At 57.0% G+C, this 17916-nt stretch carries 15 protein-coding genes and 1 pseudogene; 5 read left to right on the forward strand and 11 right to left on the reverse strand.

Features of this window, described 5'->3' with window-relative positions; translation table 11 throughout:
• Nucleotides 1–18: 18 nt before the first annotated feature.
• Nucleotides 19–429, forward strand: coding sequence for an STAS-like domain-containing protein (locus tag AABO57_06925; GenBank protein ID MEK6285456.1), 411 nt, complete (start codon nucleotides 19–21; stop codon nucleotides 427–429).
• The gene (locus AABO57_06930; protein ID MEK6285457.1) at nucleotides 429–2657 is read left to right on the forward strand and encodes a hypothetical protein; all 2229 of its coding nucleotides are present in this window, start codon (nucleotides 429–431) and stop codon (nucleotides 2655–2657) included. The genes AABO57_06925 and AABO57_06930 overlap by 1 nt, the downstream gene beginning before the upstream one ends.
• A 136-nt stretch (nucleotides 2658–2793) precedes the next feature.
• Here the strand turns inward: AABO57_06930 and AABO57_06935 are convergent, their stop codons facing one another.
• On the reverse strand, nucleotides 2794–3957 hold the full coding sequence (locus AABO57_06935) for a class I SAM-dependent rRNA methyltransferase (protein MEK6285458.1): 1164 nt from the start codon (nucleotides 3955–3957) through the stop codon (nucleotides 2794–2796).
• A 31-nt stretch (nucleotides 3958–3988) separates the two neighbouring features.
• On the opposite strand from AABO57_06935, the gene folK reads away from it, so the two are divergent.
• Nucleotides 3989–4603 (forward strand): 2-amino-4-hydroxy-6-hydroxymethyldihydropteridine diphosphokinase, encoded by a 615-nt coding sequence (gene folK, locus AABO57_06940; GenBank protein MEK6285459.1) that lies wholly within the window; start codon nucleotides 3989–3991, stop codon nucleotides 4601–4603.
• A gap of 26 nt (nucleotides 4604–4629) precedes the next feature.
• Here folK and AABO57_06945 read toward each other — a convergent pair.
• From AABO57_06945 to AABO57_06960, 4 genes and pseudogenes are all read right to left on the reverse strand, one after another.
• Nucleotides 4630–6940: pseudogene (locus AABO57_06945) on the reverse strand (site-specific DNA-methyltransferase).
• Between the two features lie 149 nt (nucleotides 6941–7089).
• The gene (locus AABO57_06950; GenBank protein ID MEK6285460.1) at nucleotides 7090–8142 is read right to left on the reverse strand and encodes a Fic family protein; all 1053 of its coding nucleotides are present in this window, start codon (nucleotides 8140–8142) and stop codon (nucleotides 7090–7092) included.
• 37 nt (nucleotides 8143–8179) lie between these two features.
• Complete coding sequence (locus AABO57_06955) at nucleotides 8180–9079, reverse strand: Bro-N domain-containing protein (protein ID MEK6285461.1); 900 nt, start codon at nucleotides 9077–9079, stop codon at nucleotides 8180–8182.
• A 2-nt stretch (nucleotides 9080–9081) separates the two neighbouring features.
• Entirely contained in the window at nucleotides 9082–10110 is a 1029-nt protein-coding gene (locus AABO57_06960) for a hypothetical protein (protein MEK6285462.1), read from the reverse strand.
• Here AABO57_06960 and AABO57_06965 point away from each other — a divergent pair.
• Both AABO57_06965 and AABO57_06970 read left to right on the forward strand, forming a co-directional pair.
• Nucleotides 10100–11503: a rhodanese-like domain-containing protein gene (locus tag AABO57_06965; GenBank protein MEK6285463.1), complete on the forward strand. Its 1404-nt coding sequence runs from the start codon at nucleotides 10100–10102 to the stop codon at nucleotides 11501–11503. The genes AABO57_06960 and AABO57_06965 overlap by 11 nt on opposite strands.
• A 251-nt stretch (nucleotides 11504–11754) precedes the next feature.
• Nucleotides 11755–12168 (forward strand): retroviral-like aspartic protease family protein, encoded by a 414-nt coding sequence (locus tag AABO57_06970; GenBank protein MEK6285464.1) that lies wholly within the window; start codon nucleotides 11755–11757, stop codon nucleotides 12166–12168.
• Nucleotides 12169–12173: 5 nt separating this feature from the next.
• Here AABO57_06970 and AABO57_06975 read toward each other — a convergent pair whose 3' ends face one another.
• The 6 genes from AABO57_06975 to AABO57_07000 form a co-directional block, all read right to left on the reverse strand.
• On the reverse strand, nucleotides 12174–12677 hold the full coding sequence (locus AABO57_06975; protein ID MEK6285465.1) for a hypothetical protein: 504 nt from the start codon (nucleotides 12675–12677) through the stop codon (nucleotides 12174–12176).
• Entirely contained in the window at nucleotides 12677–13183 is a 507-nt protein-coding gene (locus tag AABO57_06980) for an LEA type 2 family protein (GenBank protein MEK6285466.1), read from the reverse strand. Before AABO57_06980 ends, AABO57_06975 begins: the two co-directional genes overlap by 1 nt.
• Before the next feature lie 82 nt (nucleotides 13184–13265).
• Nucleotides 13266–14675: a type I glutamate--ammonia ligase gene (gene glnA / locus AABO57_06985; GenBank protein MEK6285467.1), complete on the reverse strand. Its 1410-nt coding sequence runs from the start codon at nucleotides 14673–14675 to the stop codon at nucleotides 13266–13268.
• Between the two features lie 183 nt (nucleotides 14676–14858).
• Nucleotides 14859–15545, reverse strand: coding sequence for a hypothetical protein (locus AABO57_06990; GenBank protein MEK6285468.1), 687 nt, complete (start codon nucleotides 15543–15545; stop codon nucleotides 14859–14861).
• Nucleotides 15546–15701: 156 nt separating this feature from the next.
• The gene (locus AABO57_06995) at nucleotides 15702–16049 is read right to left on the reverse strand and encodes a hypothetical protein (protein ID MEK6285469.1); all 348 of its coding nucleotides are present in this window, start codon (nucleotides 16047–16049) and stop codon (nucleotides 15702–15704) included.
• 383 nt (nucleotides 16050–16432) lie between these two features.
• A complete protein-coding gene (locus tag AABO57_07000; GenBank protein MEK6285470.1) occupies nucleotides 16433–17896 on the reverse strand; it encodes an APC family permease in 1464 nt (487 codons plus the stop codon).
• Nucleotides 17897–17916: the final 20 nt, after the last annotated feature.

Raw genomic sequence — 17916 nt, forward strand, 5'->3', positions numbered from 1 at the left:
GAGTCCCGAGTAAACAGAATGAGCACACGAGAGTTCGGAAAGCCCGCGACACCAGCGGGCTTTTTGATGCCCGCAACGAGCTTACTTTTCAACATGATTGAAATCAAAGTACCATCGGGCATAGAAGGTTTCGTGGAGGACAAGGACCTCGCAAGGAGCCTTCGGAACGAGAAGATCATCCCCGCGCTCAATGCTGGAGAACGAGTAGTCATTGACTTCTCTGAAGTGAAATACGCAACTCAATCCTTTGTGCATGCGTTGGTCGGCGAAGCTTTAAGGCGCTTCGGGGACAAGGCTCTCAATGAGATAGAGTTTCGTAATTGCTCTCAACAACTGAAAAGCGTAATCGAACTTGTAGTCGACTATTCATTCACCAGCTTTATTGGACAGGGAGTAGTTGAGTCGGCGCAGTTTGAAAGGAAGATTTGATGCTCGAACATTTGCTCCCGCGCACATCGTCACTCGCGCTGGTTTTTCTTCTTACAACGTATGTTTCCGCGCTAGCCGTCGGCCCGATCTTCTGGGAGATTTCAAAACAGGACGACGTCATCAAGGGAGACGCGCGTGGAGTTTCGATAGCCCAGAACGGAACGATCACGCTCGCGCCTTCATTCACGCTCGTGTACGACACAAAAGAAGCGTACATCTGGTCGAGCGCGACCGACACGGCGGGAAACATCTATTTAGGCACGGGACACGATGGGCGAATCTTCAAGGTGACGCCCAATGGCGAGGGCCGCTTGCTGTACGATGCACTCGAGCTTGACGTCACCTCGCTGGCCACAGATCCGCAAGGCAATCTTTATGCGGGCACGTCGCCCGAAGGCAAGGTCTACAAGATCGCAGCCGACGGCAAAGAATCTGTGTTCTACGACCCGGCGGACAAGTACATCTGGTCGCTCGCGTTCGACGCGGCGACTTCGACGTTGTACGCGGGCACGGGCGACAAAGGGGTGATCTATAAGATCGACTCGACAGGGAAGGCTACGGTGCTGGTGGACACAAACGAGACCAACATCGTCTCGCTGGCTCTCGACAAGAGCGGCAATCTGTTAGCTGGAACCGATCCGTCGGGTCTTCTGTTGCGCGTTTTCCCGAATGGAAAGGTGTTTGCGTTATTCGACTCTCCGATGCAAGAGATTCATAGTGTGGCCGTCGCAGCGGACGGATCAATTTTTGCGCTTGGCGTCAATTCGCAAGCCGCGCAACGCTTGTCCTCCGCCGGGGTGTCGACTACTACTTCCCTGTCAACCGAAGGCGTGGTTACCATCTCCACCGGAGACGACCAGGAAGAGAGGACGACCTCGGGGTCTGACATCTCATTCGCATCGGGCCAGGCGCAGAGCCGCAGTAAAACCGATGGCGCCAGGAGCGCTCTGTTTCGCGTGCTGCCCGATGGAGGCAGCGACGTTTATTGGCGCTCGAATGACACCATGGGTTTCGGACTCAAGCCCCTGCCCGACGGCCGTGTGCTTGTGGGCACGGGCAGCAAAGGCCGCATTTATCAGATTGGGGCCGACCGCTCGCACACGCTGCTGATTCAATCGGCGGAGGATCAAACGTCTACGATCGCTTCGGTGGGCGAGAACCTGTACGCCACGTCGAGCAATCTCGGGCGGCTCTATCGAATCGGGCGCGACCCGGTGAGCGAGGGCACATACATCTCGTCTGTGCGCGATACCAGGTTCGCGGGTCAGTGGGGCGTCATAACCTGGCGTGGTTCCGCGGGCGTCGAGCTTCAGACGCGCAGCGGCAACACCGAGGCTCCAGATGCGACATGGAGCGATTGGTCGCCGGCTTACCGGAACGCATCCGGCGATCAGATCACCAGCCCGCGCGCTCGCTTCATTCAGTGGCGCGCAGCGCTGCGGAGCGCGTCCGCTAGTCCTGCATCGGCGGGCTCCAGACCAGGCGGAGCGCAGCTTCAGTCAGTGGTAGTCGCGTATCTGCCGCGCAATCAAGCGCCCGACATCGCGTCGGTGAACGTCATGGCTCCGGGAGTGGCGTTTCAGGAAATGCCCATGGCGGTCGATCCATCGATCGCGTCGTCCGGACTCGATCCGCAGTTGTTCGGCGTTGTGATGAATGTGCCTCCCCGCCGCTTCTTTCAAAAGGGGGCGCGCACGTTGAGCTGGCAAGCGACCGATCCGAATGACGATACGCTTAGCTACAAGGTGTTTTATCGAACGCTGGGCGAGAGCGAATGGCATGTGCTGGCCGAGGGTCTTTCGCAGAACTACTACACCATTGACGGCAATCGACTCCCCGACGGAACTTATCTATTCAAGATTGTGGCGACCGACGAGCCGGGCAACACCAAAGAGATGGCGATGGCCGACGAACAAGTAACCGACGCGATCGAAATCGACAACACGCCTCCGGCGATCAAAGTGACCGGCCCGACGATCGTGGGTCAGACAGCAGAAGTCCTCTTCGATGCGACCGACTCGACCAGCCGCATAGTGCGTGGCGAGTATAGCGTCGACGGTAGCACCTGGCAGTTGATCTTTCCGGTGGATGGGATCGCCGACTCGGCTCGCGAAAGCTTCAAAGTCAAAGCACCCTTCGTTAAGCCGGGCGAGCATCTGATCGCATTTCGCTGCGCGGATTCGAGCTCGAACGTCGGCACCGCCAAGGTCACCGCGACCGTGCGGTAGGGATGCGTGATTCGTGATGCGTGAAGTGTGATGCGTGAATGCGTGAATGCGTGGATGCGTGATGCGTGAAGTTGTGATGCTGATTCGTGAAGTGTAAAGCATAAAGCTCCCAGCTTCACGCATCACGCATCAGTTTTCATCCGATTCGCAAGATCATGCACTTCAGATAATGAGTCTCGGGCATCGAGATCAACACCGGATGATCTCGCGCCTGAGTGCGCTTCTCTACTATCTGCACGCTGCGGCCCGCGTCCGCAGCAGCATCGGCGAGCACGTTCAAGAATGACTCTTCGCTCATATGATACGAGCAGGTGGAAGTGATCAGCGTGCCGCCGGGGGTTAGCATCTTCATTGCTCGCAAGTTGATCTCTTTGTAGCCGCGGGCCGCCGCTTCAATCGAACCGCGGTTCTTAGCAAAAGCCGGCGGATCAAGGTTGATCACATCGAAACGCTCGCCCGCGTGCTCCATCTCGCGTAAGAAGTCGAACACGTTCGCCTCGATTAACTCGATATTGCCCGTGCCATTCAGCTCGGCGTTTCGCCTGGCCGCCGCGATTGCCGGAGCTGAAACGTCAACGGCGATTACGAGCTCGGCTCCGCGCGCCAGGTGAAGCGCGAATGCGCCTTGATACGTAAAACAGTCGAGCGCTCGGCCACGAGCGTAGCCGCGTGCGGCGATCCGGTTCTCGCGCTGATCCAGGAACATGCCGGTCTTTTGTCCTTCGACCAGATTAACAGCGAGCCGCACTCCGCTCTCCTCGATAATGAGTTCGGCGGGGTCTGAGCCGTAGACCACGCCCGTCGTGCGAGGCAAGCCTTCGAGATCGCGAACCCGCGCTTCATTGCGCTCGACGATGGCACGCGGATGGTATCGCTCGACCAGCAGCTCGATCCACATCTGCTTGAGCGCGTCCATGCCCTGCGACAGGGTTTGAATGACGAAGCAGTCGTTGTAACGATCGACGATCAGTGACGGCAGCAAATCGCTTTCGCCGTAGACCAGCCGGTACGCAGTCGTGCCGCCCACGAGCTGGTTACGCAATCGCTCGGCAGACATAAGCCGCGCGAGCCAGAAGTCTCTGTCGATCTCGACGTCCTCGAACGCGACCATGCGAAGGGCTATCTGCGAACGCGAGCTGAATAGCGCGCGACCGATCACCCGGCCGGCCGAATCCGAGACGGATACGAGATCACCCGGCCGCGCCGCTTTCGCCTCAGACACGTCGCTTCGGTAGACCCAGCAGTGCCGCGCCCGCACCCGTTGGACGCCTCGCTTTGTTATGGTGACCGTTGTCGGCATCGCAGTGTGACTCTATGATAACCGGTGAACGATGACAAACGGCGACCGCTCAAAAGAATCGGAGATCGCAGTCTATCTCGGGCTCGGCTCGAACATCGGGGACCGCGAAGCTAATCTGCGCGAAGCCATTGAACGCATCAAAGCGCTAGGGCTTGAGATCAAGAGCGAGTCGTCTCTTTACGAAACAGAACCCGTTGGCTTCACGGATCAGCCGTGGTTTCTGAATCAGGTGATCGAGACGACGATACTTGCTGGACTGACGTCGGAATACGGGCCGGTTCTCTGGGATCCCGAGGCGATCGCCACCGTTGGAGCCGAGGCTGTTCTTTCCGAACTACTCAAAATTGAGCGCGAGATGGGGCGCGAACGCACAATCGCAAACGGCCCTCGGGTGATCGACATCGATTTGCTTCTGTTTGGCGACCTGATCATCGCGCATTCGAAAGATGACGAAGAGTGGCCGTTCATAGACCGAAACGACGTCTTCGTGCCTCACCCGCGCATGCACGTGCGCCGCTTCGTGCTCGAGCCGCTATGCGAGATCGCGCCCGAGATTGTGCACCCTGTACTGAAAACGTCCTGCCGCAAAATCCTCGCTTCGCTTGATGATCCTTCAGCGGTTAGACTCTACAATAAAAGTCGATGACTGAGCGAAAGACAGGGCTAGTTGAGTTAGAACACATTTACCGGGATGAGTGACATCGTGTCGTTACCGAAGATGTCGATCACTTTCACGCCGATGATGTATCGGCCCGGATTGTCGTACGTGTGCGGGGCGGAGAGCAATTCGAGATCGCGCTTCTTGCGGGTGCGGAAGCTTTGCCATTCGTTCTCGAAAATGTATGCGCCGGTCCACTGATCTTCAAATAGGATAAGCTCGCCGTCCGGCTGAATCACGCCGGGCAATCTGCTATCGGAAAAGGCGGTGTGCGGAGCGCTGATGATCTCCTTGCGGCTTTCGTAGTTGAAATCCACCGCCCAGTAATCCACCCAATCCGTCCACTGCTTGGTCAGAACGTCACGTGTGATGATGCCTTGCTTGTCTTTGCTCAGCTTGATGAGCTGGCCTTGTTCGCAGACGACTTCGCTCTTGCCTTCTTCATTTCGGCAGCGATCGAATCCGCGATGCCTTGCGAATAGTAGACCGAGAAATCAGTCAGCTCCACCGAAAGCGTGAGCTTGTCTTTCGGATCGAAACGCGGAGTGACTTCGATATAGGCCACGTCAAAGAAACGCACCTGGCCTTTCTCGACCGCGCGCTTGTCGAAGTCTTCGGGCGGAATCGTTTTGGGCGCGAGGTCAATTCCCTTTTGCTTCGCTTCGTCGAGCGAGGCGGGGAACAGGCCCATCTCGAACTCGAACGCCAGCACATCTACGCGCGTTGCGCCGCGCTTACGGCATTCGGTGATGACTTCTTCAATGAAGAGACGCCCGACTGGCAGATTGATTGGACCGATGACGACGAGCCGCCCGGCGTTCTTGCCGTGGAAGAAGCCCGCTTCCGGCAGAGGCTCGGCGCGGTAGGCCTTCAGGATCAACTCGCGGAATTCCTGTTCCTTGAGTGCGAGCGCCTGCTGCTTCTTTTTGCCGGTGAGCCGGCCGGAGACGTTGAGGTAAACCTGACGTTCGTAACGGCCGAGGTTCAAGACTTCAAAAGCGCGGAACGGTTTGCCGGTGGCTTTCAAGTCGCGCTGCACTTGAATGAGCCGCTTGCGTGTCGTGTGGATGCCGAACTTGCCGAGGTCAGTGGCGATCCATTTGCGGCTGAGCTTTTCAGCTACGGCGGCCGTTGTGCCGCTGCCGCAGAAAAAGTCGGCAACGAGATCCCCTTCGTTGCTGCTGGCTTCGATGATCCGCTCAAGCAAAGCTTCCGGTTTCTGCGTGGGATAATCTGTGTCCTCGCGAGCTTGAGAGTTAACAGGATTGATGTCTGCCCAAACGGATTGAAGCGCGAGGCCGTCCGATTCATCGAGGTAGCGTTTATATTCTGGAATCCCGCTCTTCGTGTAGATCAAGCGACCTGATTCGTGCAGCCCTTTCATCTTGTCCTTCGTCCATCGCCATGTGCGGATGTGTCCATTCCATTCGTAGGTGAGATTCGGGCGGTCCGGGTTTTGATTCAGGCAATTGTCTTTGCGATACCGCCGGCCATCCGGATCAGTGAATCGGTACTTTGACGCGACGTAGTCTTCATTCAGCGGCTCGTAGAGTTGATTCCAGACCGGGCCGTCTGCCTTTGAGTAGAACAGGGTCGAGTCGTGTGTCGCCGGATAGTATTCGCCGTGGCTACGCGAAGAGACGCGCTTCCAAATGATTTCGCGGCGTGAATTCATTCGCCCAAACACCTCGTCCAGAACTCCGCGGATGAAGTGGTTTACCGCTGGGCCGATATGGAGATAGATGCTGCCTTCGATATGCATCAAATCGCGCATGAGAATCAGGCGTTCGTAAATCATGGCGATGAACGAATCCGCGCCGCGGCCCCACGTGTCGCGGTAGGCGATTTGTTCAAGAAGGTTCGGCTCTTTGTGAAAGGTCTCTCCGCCAATCTCGATGTCCATGCTGAAGTTGGCGCCTACATCGAACGGCGGATCAATGTAGATGAGCTTCAGCCCGCCCGCCTCCTCGATCTGACGCCGCAGCGCCCCGGCTTTGAGCGATGAGAGAATCAGCTTGTTGTCGCCCAGATGAGTTTGTTGGTCCAGCCCTTGAGCTGACGCCCGCGCGTGTCGAACAGCTCGGCTTCCTGCTCGGTCGCTTCTTTGCGCGGTTCGTCGATATGTTCGAGCGTCTGAAACGGAAGTATGGCCGTTGAGACTTCGCGAGTCTTGCCGTTCCAGACAAGCTCGACCTCGCGCTTGTCCTCAAAAAGAATGAACCGGTATTTCTCCGGGAGCGGTTTGTCCTCATTGATCAGCTTGATGAGGTCGCGCTTCTCGGCATCGGAGAGCTCATATTTTTCGGCGTCGTGCTGTCGTCGCATAGGATCTCGTTACCTAGTTTAATACCTAGTTTCCTTCCAGTACCTAATTCAATACCTGCTTAATCAGGTAATACCCAATTGGCAACATTCTCTGAGCGAATGCCCTGTTTACTACCCCACTCAGAGTTAGTACCCTCTTTATTACCCTCTTAAAGAGTTATTACCCTCTTTCGCCATTTTGCTCCCGGGCCGCGTCCTAGGCACTCGATTCGTCCGCCCGCCTTCAAATCACGCAGCAACCAACGGATCATATCGCGACTAACGCCGGGACAGAGCTTTTCCAAGTCCGTGATGCCAAACTCGCCGTCAATCGATTCAATCGCCTGCTCAACGAGTTCGGTCTTCGCGCCACGTGGTGACTTAACCTGATCAATACGCGCCTCAAACTCTTTGCAGGCCTGGGTCAGGGTGTAGAGCAAGAAATTGATCGTTGGCCAGGGATCGTGTTTGCCTTCGTGCCGGCCTTGAGAGCTTTGCTCGAGCACTTCGTAGTAGCGTTCCTTGTTCTGCTCGATAAGGCGTTCGAGGCTGATGTAGCGGCCCACTTCCAGCCCACAGTGGTAACAAGCAAGGAGGAACAGCAAACGAGAAGCGCGGCCGTTACCGTCGCGGAACGGGTGGATACAGAGGAAGTCAAGATTCAGAGCCGCGGCAAGGACAAACGGATGAACCCATTTCTCACGAACGCCTCGTTGCCACAACTCGATCATCTCGGCCATCGCTTTTGGTGTCTCTTTCGGGTTTACGGTTCTGAAACGAACGCGGCTGCGGCCATCAGCGAAGGTCTGGATGATGTCGACGCCCTGTTCCTTGTACTTACCTGCATCCCAGATTTCACCGCGGGAAAGTGTGTGAAGTTTCTTGATCGTAGCTTCGGAGATCGGCAGCTTCGGGCCGCGCTCGTGAATAAGTTTGAGCGCATCTCGATAGCCGCGCACTTCTTCCTCATCTCGGTCACGGAGGGCAGCTTTGCCAAAAATCAGCGTGGTGATGCGAGATTTGTCGACTTCGACGCCTTCGATGCGGTTCGAGGAGATGGTGCTTTCAATGAGCGCGTGGTCCCGAAGCACCTTCAGTTTTTGCGGCGACTGGCGGGTGAACAGTTCCTGTTTGCCGCGCGCTTCGGCGAGGTCGGTCAAATACCACGTTGTCCGCATGGGCAGCGTGGTCGGTTCGGCGGCGAGTAGTCGGAGAGTCATCATGGCTTTACTTGTATTCGGCGAAGTCGGCTTCGCACGATCAGCGTTTCTTCGATCCTTTCCGTTCGGCTTTGGAGGTGGTCAGCGGTTTGGTTGTCTTGGCCGGCTCTGTCAGCGCGAGAAAGTTGTCACCGGTCACGACCTTTCGGCCGCTCTTCCTTTCGAGTTCGCGGCGGGCATTGCCGGCCACGGTGCCGCCCTCTCGCGCCGCTTGTTTATTCCTGGAGAAGCCCTGTGTGTCTCTTGTCCGGGTGATCTCAGTAGTCGAAGCCTCGCCCAACATCGAGAAGATCAGTTCGAGATCATTCATATGGTCGCGGAGGTTTTGGCGCTTGAGACCCTTCAATTCGGCGTACTCAGACGGCGTGACGCCAAAGGCGGCTTTTGAGATTTCGGCGGTGAGGATTGCATATTCGCGATGCTCGCCGACGCCTCGATTCTTCCACTCGCCGGTCAGCTCCTCACGAATGGCAATGGAGCGCATTCGCTTTTCGATCCAGTCGTCGGGGTAGCCTTTAGCTTTGTAGAGGGCGCGTGTACGCTTGGTTCCGAGTTCGGGGTCCTCGATCTCCTGAATGCGCTCATAACCGACCTTCGCGAGCCAGCGCTTGAAAGGCTCGGCTTTGGGGCTGGGAATGGACTGGATCAGCCGGAAGATGCCTTCCGTATTCCAGCATTGAAACAACTGCCGTCCGCCGGGCGAGTCAAAGTGCAGGCCAAGGGGGGGGGCAAATTGTCCCCCCCCTTTGAAGGCCTCGGAAAGAGCGGGGTCGCGCTGGCGAATCTTCTTGAGGTAATCGGACGGATTGACAGAATCCGTCAACACCGCCACAACGTCGGTAATGACAAACCACCATTCGTTGTTGTGAATCACGCGGCGGATTTCCTTGCTCTGGAACAGGGCGATGCGAGTTTCGGGATTGGTGGTGTCTTTGCTCATTGTCATCCTTTGTATTCGGTGAAACTGGCGGCGAGCGCAGCGAAGCTTCCCGGCGCATGTTTCTCAAAACCCTTTTGGTCCACGAAGACGAAATCGTAACGCTGGCCATCTTCTTCCGCGGCGGTCGCGTCGGCGCACCATTGCTTCAGCCGCGCCATCTTCTGCGGCAGATCTAGTTCCTCGCGTCCCTTGGTCTCCACAATCCAGATGACTCGATCAGCGGTTCGCACAATGAAGTCGGGCGTGTAGTTGGAAAGGTCGCCGTCCGCCTTCACGTAATCGAGCTTGAAGCCGACCGCGAGATAGTTTTTGGCGAACGCAGCTACATCGTTCGCATCTTCGAGGAAAGCTGCGAATGAAAGTTCAAACCCACCCGAGTGCGGCTCGCCGACGATCTTGGTGAAGATCGACTTGCGGGCGGCGATATAAGGCCGGTGTTCCGTGCGAAACGGGCGCGTGTTGCGGAGACGAATTCGATCTTCAATGCGAGTCGTGCCGGTGTCCTCGATGGTCAGAGAGTTGATGGCGATCTTGAACGAATCATAGAGAATCTTTCCGGCCTCCGGCTCCGAGAGATTTCGCAGCACGACTGGATCTTCCAGATTCACGGGCGAGGGCGAGAACAGATACTCACGCATGAAGGTCTTCACTCTTCCGTAAAGCACGTCGTATCCGCCGACGAGACGAAGGTCCTTCAAGAGTTGCCTTGCGAAGAACGCGACGACCGACCGGTAGTCAGCCGGGCCGGAGCCGTCAAGTTGAACCGTGTGATGAATCTCCGAGTCGAGCATCATTTTGAAAATGATTTCGCGGGTCTGCTCGGGCCTGAAGCGCTGGTAAGAAATGTTAGGTCCGAAGACATGCCGGTCAATATTAGTCATTCCGGCACTGTGTATCAACGCCTTGCGCGAAGTCGAGCCGATTAGAACTGTTTGTCTGTGAATAGCCTGATGGCTTGATTGTGGCCGGGTAATGACGTAGATTCCCGCTTCGGCAAACAAGGGTGGTTGGGAGTTGGCTATGTATTTCAAACAGTTTTATCTCGGGTGTCTTGCGCACGCCTCTTACCTGATCGGCTCTGATGGCGAAGCCGCGGTTGTCGATCCGCAGCGCGATGTCGATCAGTACATAAACGAAGCCGAGGCGCAGGGCTTCAAGATCAAACACGTCATCGAGACTCACCTGCACGCCGATTTCGTAAGCGGCCATCTCGAGCTTGCCGCACGCACCGGCGCCGTCATCGTCTTCGGCGCAAGGTCCGGAGCGACGTTCCCTCATCGAGCGGTCAACGATGGCGACGAGATCAAATTTGGCGGAGTCACGCTGCGCATTCTCGAGACTCCCGGTCACACGCCCGAGAGCATCTCGATTCTGATGATCGACAATGAAGTCTCGCCTCAGCCTCAGAAGGTGTTGACCGGTGACGCGTTGTTCATCGGCGACGTAGGACGGCCGGACCTTGCGGGCGGGCGCGGCTACAGCGCGGAGCAAATGGCTGCGATGCTTTACGACAGCTTGCACGGCAAACTGATGAAGCTCGACGACGGGGTCGAGGTTTATCCGGCCCACGGCGCGGGCTCCATGTGCGGGCGTAATATTTCAAAGGAGACTTCATCGACAGTCGGCGAGCAGCGGCGATTCAACTATGCGTTGCAGCCGATGTTGAAAGACGACTTTGTCAGGATGATGACCGCCGACCTGCCCGAAGCGCCGGCTTATTTCCCGCGCGATGCGGAGATCAATCGAACGGGAGCGGCCGCCCTTGAAGAGTTGCCACGGCCCAACGAGCTTGCACCGGAAGAAGTGAACGCGCTTTCAAAGCAGAGTCATATGCTTCTCGATGTTCGATCGTCGGCGGCGTTCGGCAATGCCCACGTGCCACGAGCGCTGAACATCGCACTCAGCGGGCAGTTTGCCACCTGGTGCGGCACGCTGATCGGTATAGGAACGCCGATCGTTCTGATCGCCGACGACTTAGCTGCGGTTGATGAAGCGGTGATGCGGCTCGCGCGCGTGGGGATTGAAAGCGTTGCGGGTTACCTGGGCGGCGGGATGCACGCCTGGGATCGAGCGGAGCTTGAGACGGCAGCAATTCCTCAGATGCCGGTCTATGAGCTTCATCATCGGATCGCAGAAGGAGCGGTTCCTCAGGTGGTGGACGTCCGGCGCTCGGGTGAGTACAACAACGGGCACGTTCCGGGCGCGATCAACGTGACGCTCGCGCACCTCGAAGAGCAGCTCTCAACGCTGAACCCGAAGATGCCGACCGCCATAATCTGCGCGAGCGGTTATCGTTCTAGCGCTGCGACGAGCATCCTTGAACGCCATCGCTTCACCGAGATTTACAACGTAGTCGGTGGGACCAACGGCTGGATAAACGCCGGCTATCCGGTTGAGAAACCAACTGAGAATAGTCTTCCCTAAACATCCCAGAGGGGTCAGGCTTGAGATATTGACATTTGCCAATGCAATATCAGGAAATGTCAATATTTCAAGCCTGACCTGATTTGACGAGTTAACTAAGCGCGATATACTGTCGGTTACCTGGGCCGCTACTCGATGCTTTCGGGTTACTTCCGAGTGCTGATCGAGATCCACCAAGGAAACGATCGACCGTTCCAAGCGCTCAGAGGTGAATCGAGCTTGCAGATAACAGAGAAACAGCAGGAGGTACGATGGGGGAAGTACGAACTTTCGTGACACTCACCAATGCGACCGATCAGGTGTTAGTGCGCCGGGGCAAGCTCAAGGCGGACGAGGTGCATACCTACAGAGCTGACGCTCTGGTTGATACAGGCGCGGTTCGCACGGTGATCCCTCCTCACGTAGCACAGCAACTCGATCTCGCAATCCGGGGACGGAGAGTTGTGGAGCTGGCCGATGGGCGCAAAGAGACCGTCGGAGTGACGGAGCCCGTGGAGATTGATATCGAGGGGCGAAATACAATCGAAGATGCGCTTGTTCTCGGGGACGAGGTAATAATCGGGCAGACGGTTCTCGAGACACTCGATCTCCACGTGGATTGCGCAAATAGGCGGCTAGTCCCCAATCCGGCGCATCCTGATCAACCGGTCGTGAAGATCAAGTAGCCGCGCTATCGCACTCGATAGAGGTCGCCTGTACTCACGCCAACTCCCAGCAGCTTGAGATAGAAAAAAAGCTGATACTTGTGATTGATGAAGTGCTCGAGGTTTCCCAACAGCACGGTCATCACTGCTTCGCCTGCGGGAACAAAGCCAGTCGGAACCCGTCTCGCAAGGTCATCATCGTCGAGGAACCCGAAGCCCTCTCTTATGTGCAATCCATAATCGCGCAATCGCTCAGTCGCCTCTTCGAGTCCGCAACAGTGATTCACCGGCAGGTCCCGCAAGCGATCGAAGTGCGAGAGTCGTTCTGGGTCGACCGCGTACAGGGTCGCGCAGAATCCCGCCATGCATTCGAGCAGATGACCCAGCAGATCACAGACGCGAAGCGCATCCGCTTGCGGCTTCCATTCCAATTTGTCACCAGGGATTAGCGTGATCAGATGCTCGGCTCGCTCGATCTGTTCTTCGAGCTTCAAGAGCAAGAGGCTTGCGAGGGTATCTGCTTCGTCCATCACTCTCTCGATATGCGCTCTTTGATTTTGGCCGTCCATCCCGAGACGGTCCCGGCCAGCGAGAGATCGCCGGCGATGGACGACTTCATTCTAGGAGTGAACAAGGGAAAGAACGGAACGGTGAACTCCGTCTCGAGTTCGTAATGAACGTCGAAGCCGCCGGCAATGATGCCCCACGCGACGCCAGGGAGTGCTGAGAGGTCAACGCGCCCTGGGAGATTGACCGTTGTGCTTGAATGAGCCGCAACCTCGATCCCTCGTTCGCACTTTCCCTCTCCCGCTTGCTGGCCGTTGAGCTTCAGGCGATAACTCATATCCTTCAGCTTGAACGCCGGGCCGGGGTTGTCTATCGAGATCGAAAGCTCAGTCTCGGCGGTTCGGTCCTTCCAATCGATGCGTTTGACGGAGACACCCTTCAGCCGAACAGCGGGCTTTGTATCTTCAACGGCCTGGATGTGCGCGGCCGAAACACCTACAAGTATGATCGCAGCAACGGCTCGTGGCATCGCACCAACTAACTTTCCGCGCAAACAAAGAAACGCAGACAGCGCGGTCTGCGTTTCTTTGCGTAGATGTCGGCTCGACGAGTTAAACATCGAAATACATCTGAAACTCGAGCGGGTGTGGCCGCATGCGAATAGGATCGACTTCCTTCGTCCGTTTGTAGCTTATCCACCGCTCGACGAGCGCCTCGGTGAACACATCGCCCTTGAGCATGAAGTCGTGGTCAGCCTCCAGGGCGTCGAGCGCACGGTCAAGCGAACCCGGCAGCGTGGGCACGTCCTTAAGCTCTTCGGGCGATAGATCGTATATGTCCTTGTCGAGCGGCTCACCCGGGTCGATCCGGTTCTGAACTCCATCCAGTCCAGCCATCATCATCGCAGCAAATGCGAGATAAGGATTGCACGACGGATCGGGGAAGCGAACCTCGAGCCGCTTCGCCCCGGCCGCTTGCGAGTACATCGGAATGCGAATCGCCGCCGAGCGGTTGCGCCGCGAGTAAGCCAGGTTTACCGGCGCCTCGTAGCCCGGAACCAGCCGCTTGTAGCTGTTGGTTGTCGGAGCCGCAAGCGCCGCAATCGCCGCCGCGTGCTTCAGGATTCCGCCCGCATAGTGCAACGCCATCTCCGATATGCCCGCGTATTTGTCGCCGGCAAACAGCGCCTTGTCGCCTTTCCAGAAGCTCTGGTGGCAGTGCATCCCGCTGCCGTTGTCGCCGAACATCGGCTTGGGCATGAAGGTCGCCGCCTTGCCGTAGTAGAACGCCGTGTTCTTGACGACATATTTGAACAACATCACGTTGTCTGCAGTGCCCAACAAGGTCGAAAAACGGAAGTCGATTTCACACTGGCCGCCGCTTGCCACTTCGTGGTGATGCATCTCGGGTTCGATGCCGACTGCCTGGAGGTTCTGGACGATGTCCGAGCGTAGATCGTGCAGCGAATCAACCGGCGGGACTGGAACATATCCTTCCTTGGTTCGAACGCGATAACCGAGATTGTCTTCGGTGCGGCCGGAATTCCAAATGCCCTCCGACGAGTCGAAGTGATAGCCTGCACTATTCACTTCGTTGTGATAGTTGACTTGATCGAAGATAAAGAACTCAGCTTCAGGACCGAAGTAGCAGACATCGGCGATTCCGGTGAACTTGAGATAATTCTCGGCTCGCATCGCCACCGCGCGCGGATCGAACTCATAGCCTTCTTTGGTCATCGGATCGACCGCATTGGCGAACATGCACAGCGTAGGCTCCTCGAAAAACGGATCGATCCAGAAGCGGCTTGCGTCGGGGATCAGCAGCATGTCCGACTCGTTTATTGAGGCCCAGCCGCGCAGGCTCGACGCATCGAAGCCGATGCCTGACTCGAACGTATCTTCATTGAACTGGTTGATCGGCACGGTGACGTGATGCCAACCGCCGGGCAGGTCTGTGAACCTGATATCGACGAACTTCACCTGCTCGTCGACTGCGAACTGCAAAACTCTCTTGGGGTCCATCGGCTCGAATCCCTCCTGAATGTGCCTAGAAATGACTACTGGGAAGCTATGCTTAACAGAGTTTTGAGCATATAGCCGGGCCACAGGAGTGTCAAGGAATTGACCTTCGCCAGAAAGCGCTCGATGTGCGGAATGGGTTTTTGCTTCTTTGCGCAAACGAGGCTTCTATCTAGCAGATCGAGCTCAGCGATCAATCAGCTTCACCTTCACTGGGACTTCAAGGCGCTTGCCCTCATCGGTCTCAATGAGTATGACGCCTTCATGAATCCCGGTCTTCAGAGACTTGGTTGGATCGATTGTGACTCTGATGATGTAGTTGCTGCCCTCGATAATCGTCGCTTGCTCCACCTTCAGAAAAGGCAAAGTAGATGAGAGCGCTTTGATGTGAAAGGAACCGACTATCTTTCTAACGCCGACCCTTTTAAGCGCGCCTTTCGGGCTAGCCAAAGAAATCTCGCCGAAGTCAATGGACCGAGGCGTTGCGACAAGGTTCTCCGCCGGCACGCTTACCGTCAATCGCACCCGAATCTCTCGAGAGCGACCCTCGCTCAGCTCCACAACAAACGGCACCACGCGTGAACTAGATTCGCTCGCGGGTCCGATCGGTATGTCCAGCCAGTAGTCCCCACCATTACCTTCGCGCCTGAGCTTCCACGTGTCGGGCGCATCTGGCGCAAGCTTCAAGCTGCCGGCTTCCGGCGCGAGTGCCTTGATCCTCAGCGCGATGGCTACCCGCTCACCGGGTTCGACGGTGATCGCCGGCTGCGCCGTCGGCCAAATCTGGAATGCGCCGTCAATTTCTCCGCGCCCCACGTTTGCCGTCGTTATGCGTTTGACGTACTCGGGCAGCGGTTTTATGTTCGCAAGCAACGTGATCTTGATGAACGGATGCCGCGGGTCGTTTGTCTTAAGCTCGTAGGTATGCTCAAACGGGCCGCGGAGGTCGGCGGTGTGAACCTTGATTAAGATGGTGCCAACCTGACCAGGCTGGACGACTCTCTCGAAGTAAAAGTCGGAGGGCGGGCATCAACTCGGCGCCGCTCGCACCGCCGCCACCGTTCGACTGAGTAATGCGCCGTGCGGCCGCCATGCCGCCTCTGTAACCGGGTAACCCGGCGCGGTTGGTCGCATACCCAGCGTCGGTTTCTCCGCAAGCTCGAGCGGCTTTGTTCCCACATTGCGAACGGGAAAGTTCTGTTCGAGCTCCTCTCCGGCAAACACATCACCGAAGTCGCGGCGGGTCGCCCCTATTAGGATCTCCGGGAGAGCCGCATCGGTTTGCATTGCCGAGGGTGCAGGAGCGGGGGCTTTCGACTTCGACCGACTCGGCGAGGCGGTCCCTGCCATCGCCGACAGCACGATCAGAGCCGGCACGAGCCAGACTCGGCGATCGCTTGGATTGAAGCGTCGCAGGGAGCATCGCAGTTCATTAGGTCGGTGATGTTCAGACATAGGGAAAGAGAATACTAATGTGCGGCTCTCCAGTTTAACAAGGACCGCCGGGAAGTAGCACAGACTTTATTCTGTCCGCTCAACCACGTAGTGGTTGCATGTTTATAGTCACGAGCGTGGCGTCGATGCTCACTCCGTTAGGAGTGAAATGTGTTGGGCGACTAAGCGTCACATTGAACTCCTAACGGAGTTCCACTGCCAGAATCGCCACAATGTCCAAACTCCATGGCGCAGACTTTAGTCTGTGCGGTGAAGGAGGTCATAGCTGAGCCACTCCCCACAGACTAAAGTCTGCGCCACGAGGATCAATCCGCTGGGGCGTTCGCCTCTTCGATAGTTCGCAGCTTCCGTCTTCTTTCGGCGATCAGAAATACCGCCGCTCCGATGAGGTTCGTCACTATGATCACGGTCGCAATCTTGGCGGCAAATGCAAAGCGGCTTTCCACCTGGATCACCGGCAGGATTGACAGCGTCACATACAACAGGGTCATCAACAACCCCGACGTCGAAGCAAGCTTCAGCCACAGGGGTGCGCGCCCGGCCGTTCCCTTCAACCCGACAAGCGGTATCGCGAACATCACCAGATACGTCAGCGCGTAGAATATCCCGCTTGCGTTCCATAAGAGCTGAAAGGCTTCTTGTTCGCCGACTCCGATCAATCCTACCAGCCCTATCGCGAGCGTTCCGGCGCCAATGAAGATGATCGAGTTGACCGGCGTCTTGCGGCTGGCGTGAAGGCGGGTGAACCAGTCGGGAAGCAACCGGTCCCACCCGGCTACCATCGGCAGCCGGGTGTTGCCGGCGAATTGAACGCTCGACTGCGCGATGCGAATTCCGAGGAAGGCCACGATGGCGACCGGCACTATTTGCGCAGCGAAGCCCAGCTTACCGAACCCCAGCCGTAGAACCTGCGGGATCGGCCCGATAAGGTCGATGTTCTCCGGAGCGACAAGCGCCAGCACCGAGCTCGTTCCCAGGATGAACATCACTGCGATTAGCGGGGCGGCTACGACCACCGAACGGCCGATCGTGCGGACGGGATCGCGGCACTCGCCCGCGTGAATCGCGACATATTCGAACCCACCGAGCGCGCCGAATCCAAGCTTGCCAAGAATGTTCAAGCTGAACAAAGAGACCGCCGGCATCTCGGTCGCCAGCGGATGGTACTGGCCAATTGTCCCCCGCGCGTAGTTCACAATTGGCAGCGCGACCAGCAACCCAAATGTCAGCACCATCGTCACGCCACCCGCTTTATGCAGCCATTTACCGACACCCAGGCCGAGTATTGAAATTACGACCAGGAGTCCGATGATCAAAAAGCTGAGCAGCGAAATAAACCACTTGCTTCCGGCGAACCACGCGCCGCGCGACCCGACCGCATACGAAAGACTCGTCGCCGCCTGCAAGCCGATCTCCGAACAGTTCAGGATGACGAACAGCCACAGGTTCCACGCGACCATGAAACCCATGAAGCTGTTGAACCCGAGCTTCGCCCACTGGTACAAGCCTCCTTCAAGGGGCATCAACCGATTGAGGTAGATCACTACTGCCGCGGACGGAAGATAGAAAAGCGCGATGCCCAGCAGCCAAAAGATGATATGCGAGGGGCCGAGCTTGGCGGCGATTCCAACCCACGGAAGACCAATGATGAACAGTATCTGCGTGAGCGCGAGATCGGTGAGGCCAAGTTCTTTCTTGAAGACCTCGCTGCGCCGTTCGACTTGCTGTTCGGCGTCGCGGAGTTCAGCGCTTATGGGTTCGTCTGCCATCTGAGTTGCATCACCAAGTT

Source organism: Acidobacteriota bacterium (assembly GCA_038040445.1).
Taxonomy (GTDB): Bacteria; Acidobacteriota; Blastocatellia; order UBA7656; family UBA7656; genus Onstottus_A; species Onstottus_A frigus.

Coding starts and splice junctions, on each gene's coding strand:
- AABO57_06925 (MEK6285456.1), top strand. CDS start 19: ATGAGCACACGAGAGTTCGGAAAGCCCGCGACACCAGCGGGCTTTTTG.
- AABO57_06950 (MEK6285460.1), bottom strand. CDS start 8,142: ATGATGACTCTCCGACTACTCGCCGCCGAACCGACCACGCTGCCCATG.
- glnA (MEK6285467.1), bottom strand. CDS start 14,675: ATGGACCCCAAGAGAGTTTTGCAGTTCGCAGTCGACGAGCAGGTGAAG.
- folK (MEK6285459.1), top strand. CDS start 3,989: ATGACAAACGGCGACCGCTCAAAAGAATCGGAGATCGCAGTCTATCTC.
- AABO57_06975 (MEK6285465.1), bottom strand. CDS start 12,677: ATGGACGAAGCAGATACCCTCGCAAGCCTCTTGCTCTTGAAGCTCGAA.
- AABO57_06970 (MEK6285464.1), top strand. CDS start 11,755: ATGGGGGAAGTACGAACTTTCGTGACACTCACCAATGCGACCGATCAG.
- AABO57_06930 (MEK6285457.1), top strand. CDS start 429: ATGCTCGAACATTTGCTCCCGCGCACATCGTCACTCGCGCTGGTTTTT.
- AABO57_06980 (MEK6285466.1), bottom strand. CDS start 13,183: ATGCCACGAGCCGTTGCTGCGATCATACTTGTAGGTGTTTCGGCCGCG.
- AABO57_06935 (MEK6285458.1), bottom strand. CDS start 3,957: ATGCCGACAACGGTCACCATAACAAAGCGAGGCGTCCAACGGGTGCGG.
- AABO57_07000 (MEK6285470.1), bottom strand. CDS start 17,896: ATGGCAGACGAACCCATAAGCGCTGAACTCCGCGACGCCGAACAGCAA.
- AABO57_06955 (MEK6285461.1), bottom strand. CDS start 9,079: ATGAGCAAAGACACCACCAATCCCGAAACTCGCATCGCCCTGTTCCAG.
- AABO57_06965 (MEK6285463.1), top strand. CDS start 10,100: ATGTATTTCAAACAGTTTTATCTCGGGTGTCTTGCGCACGCCTCTTAC.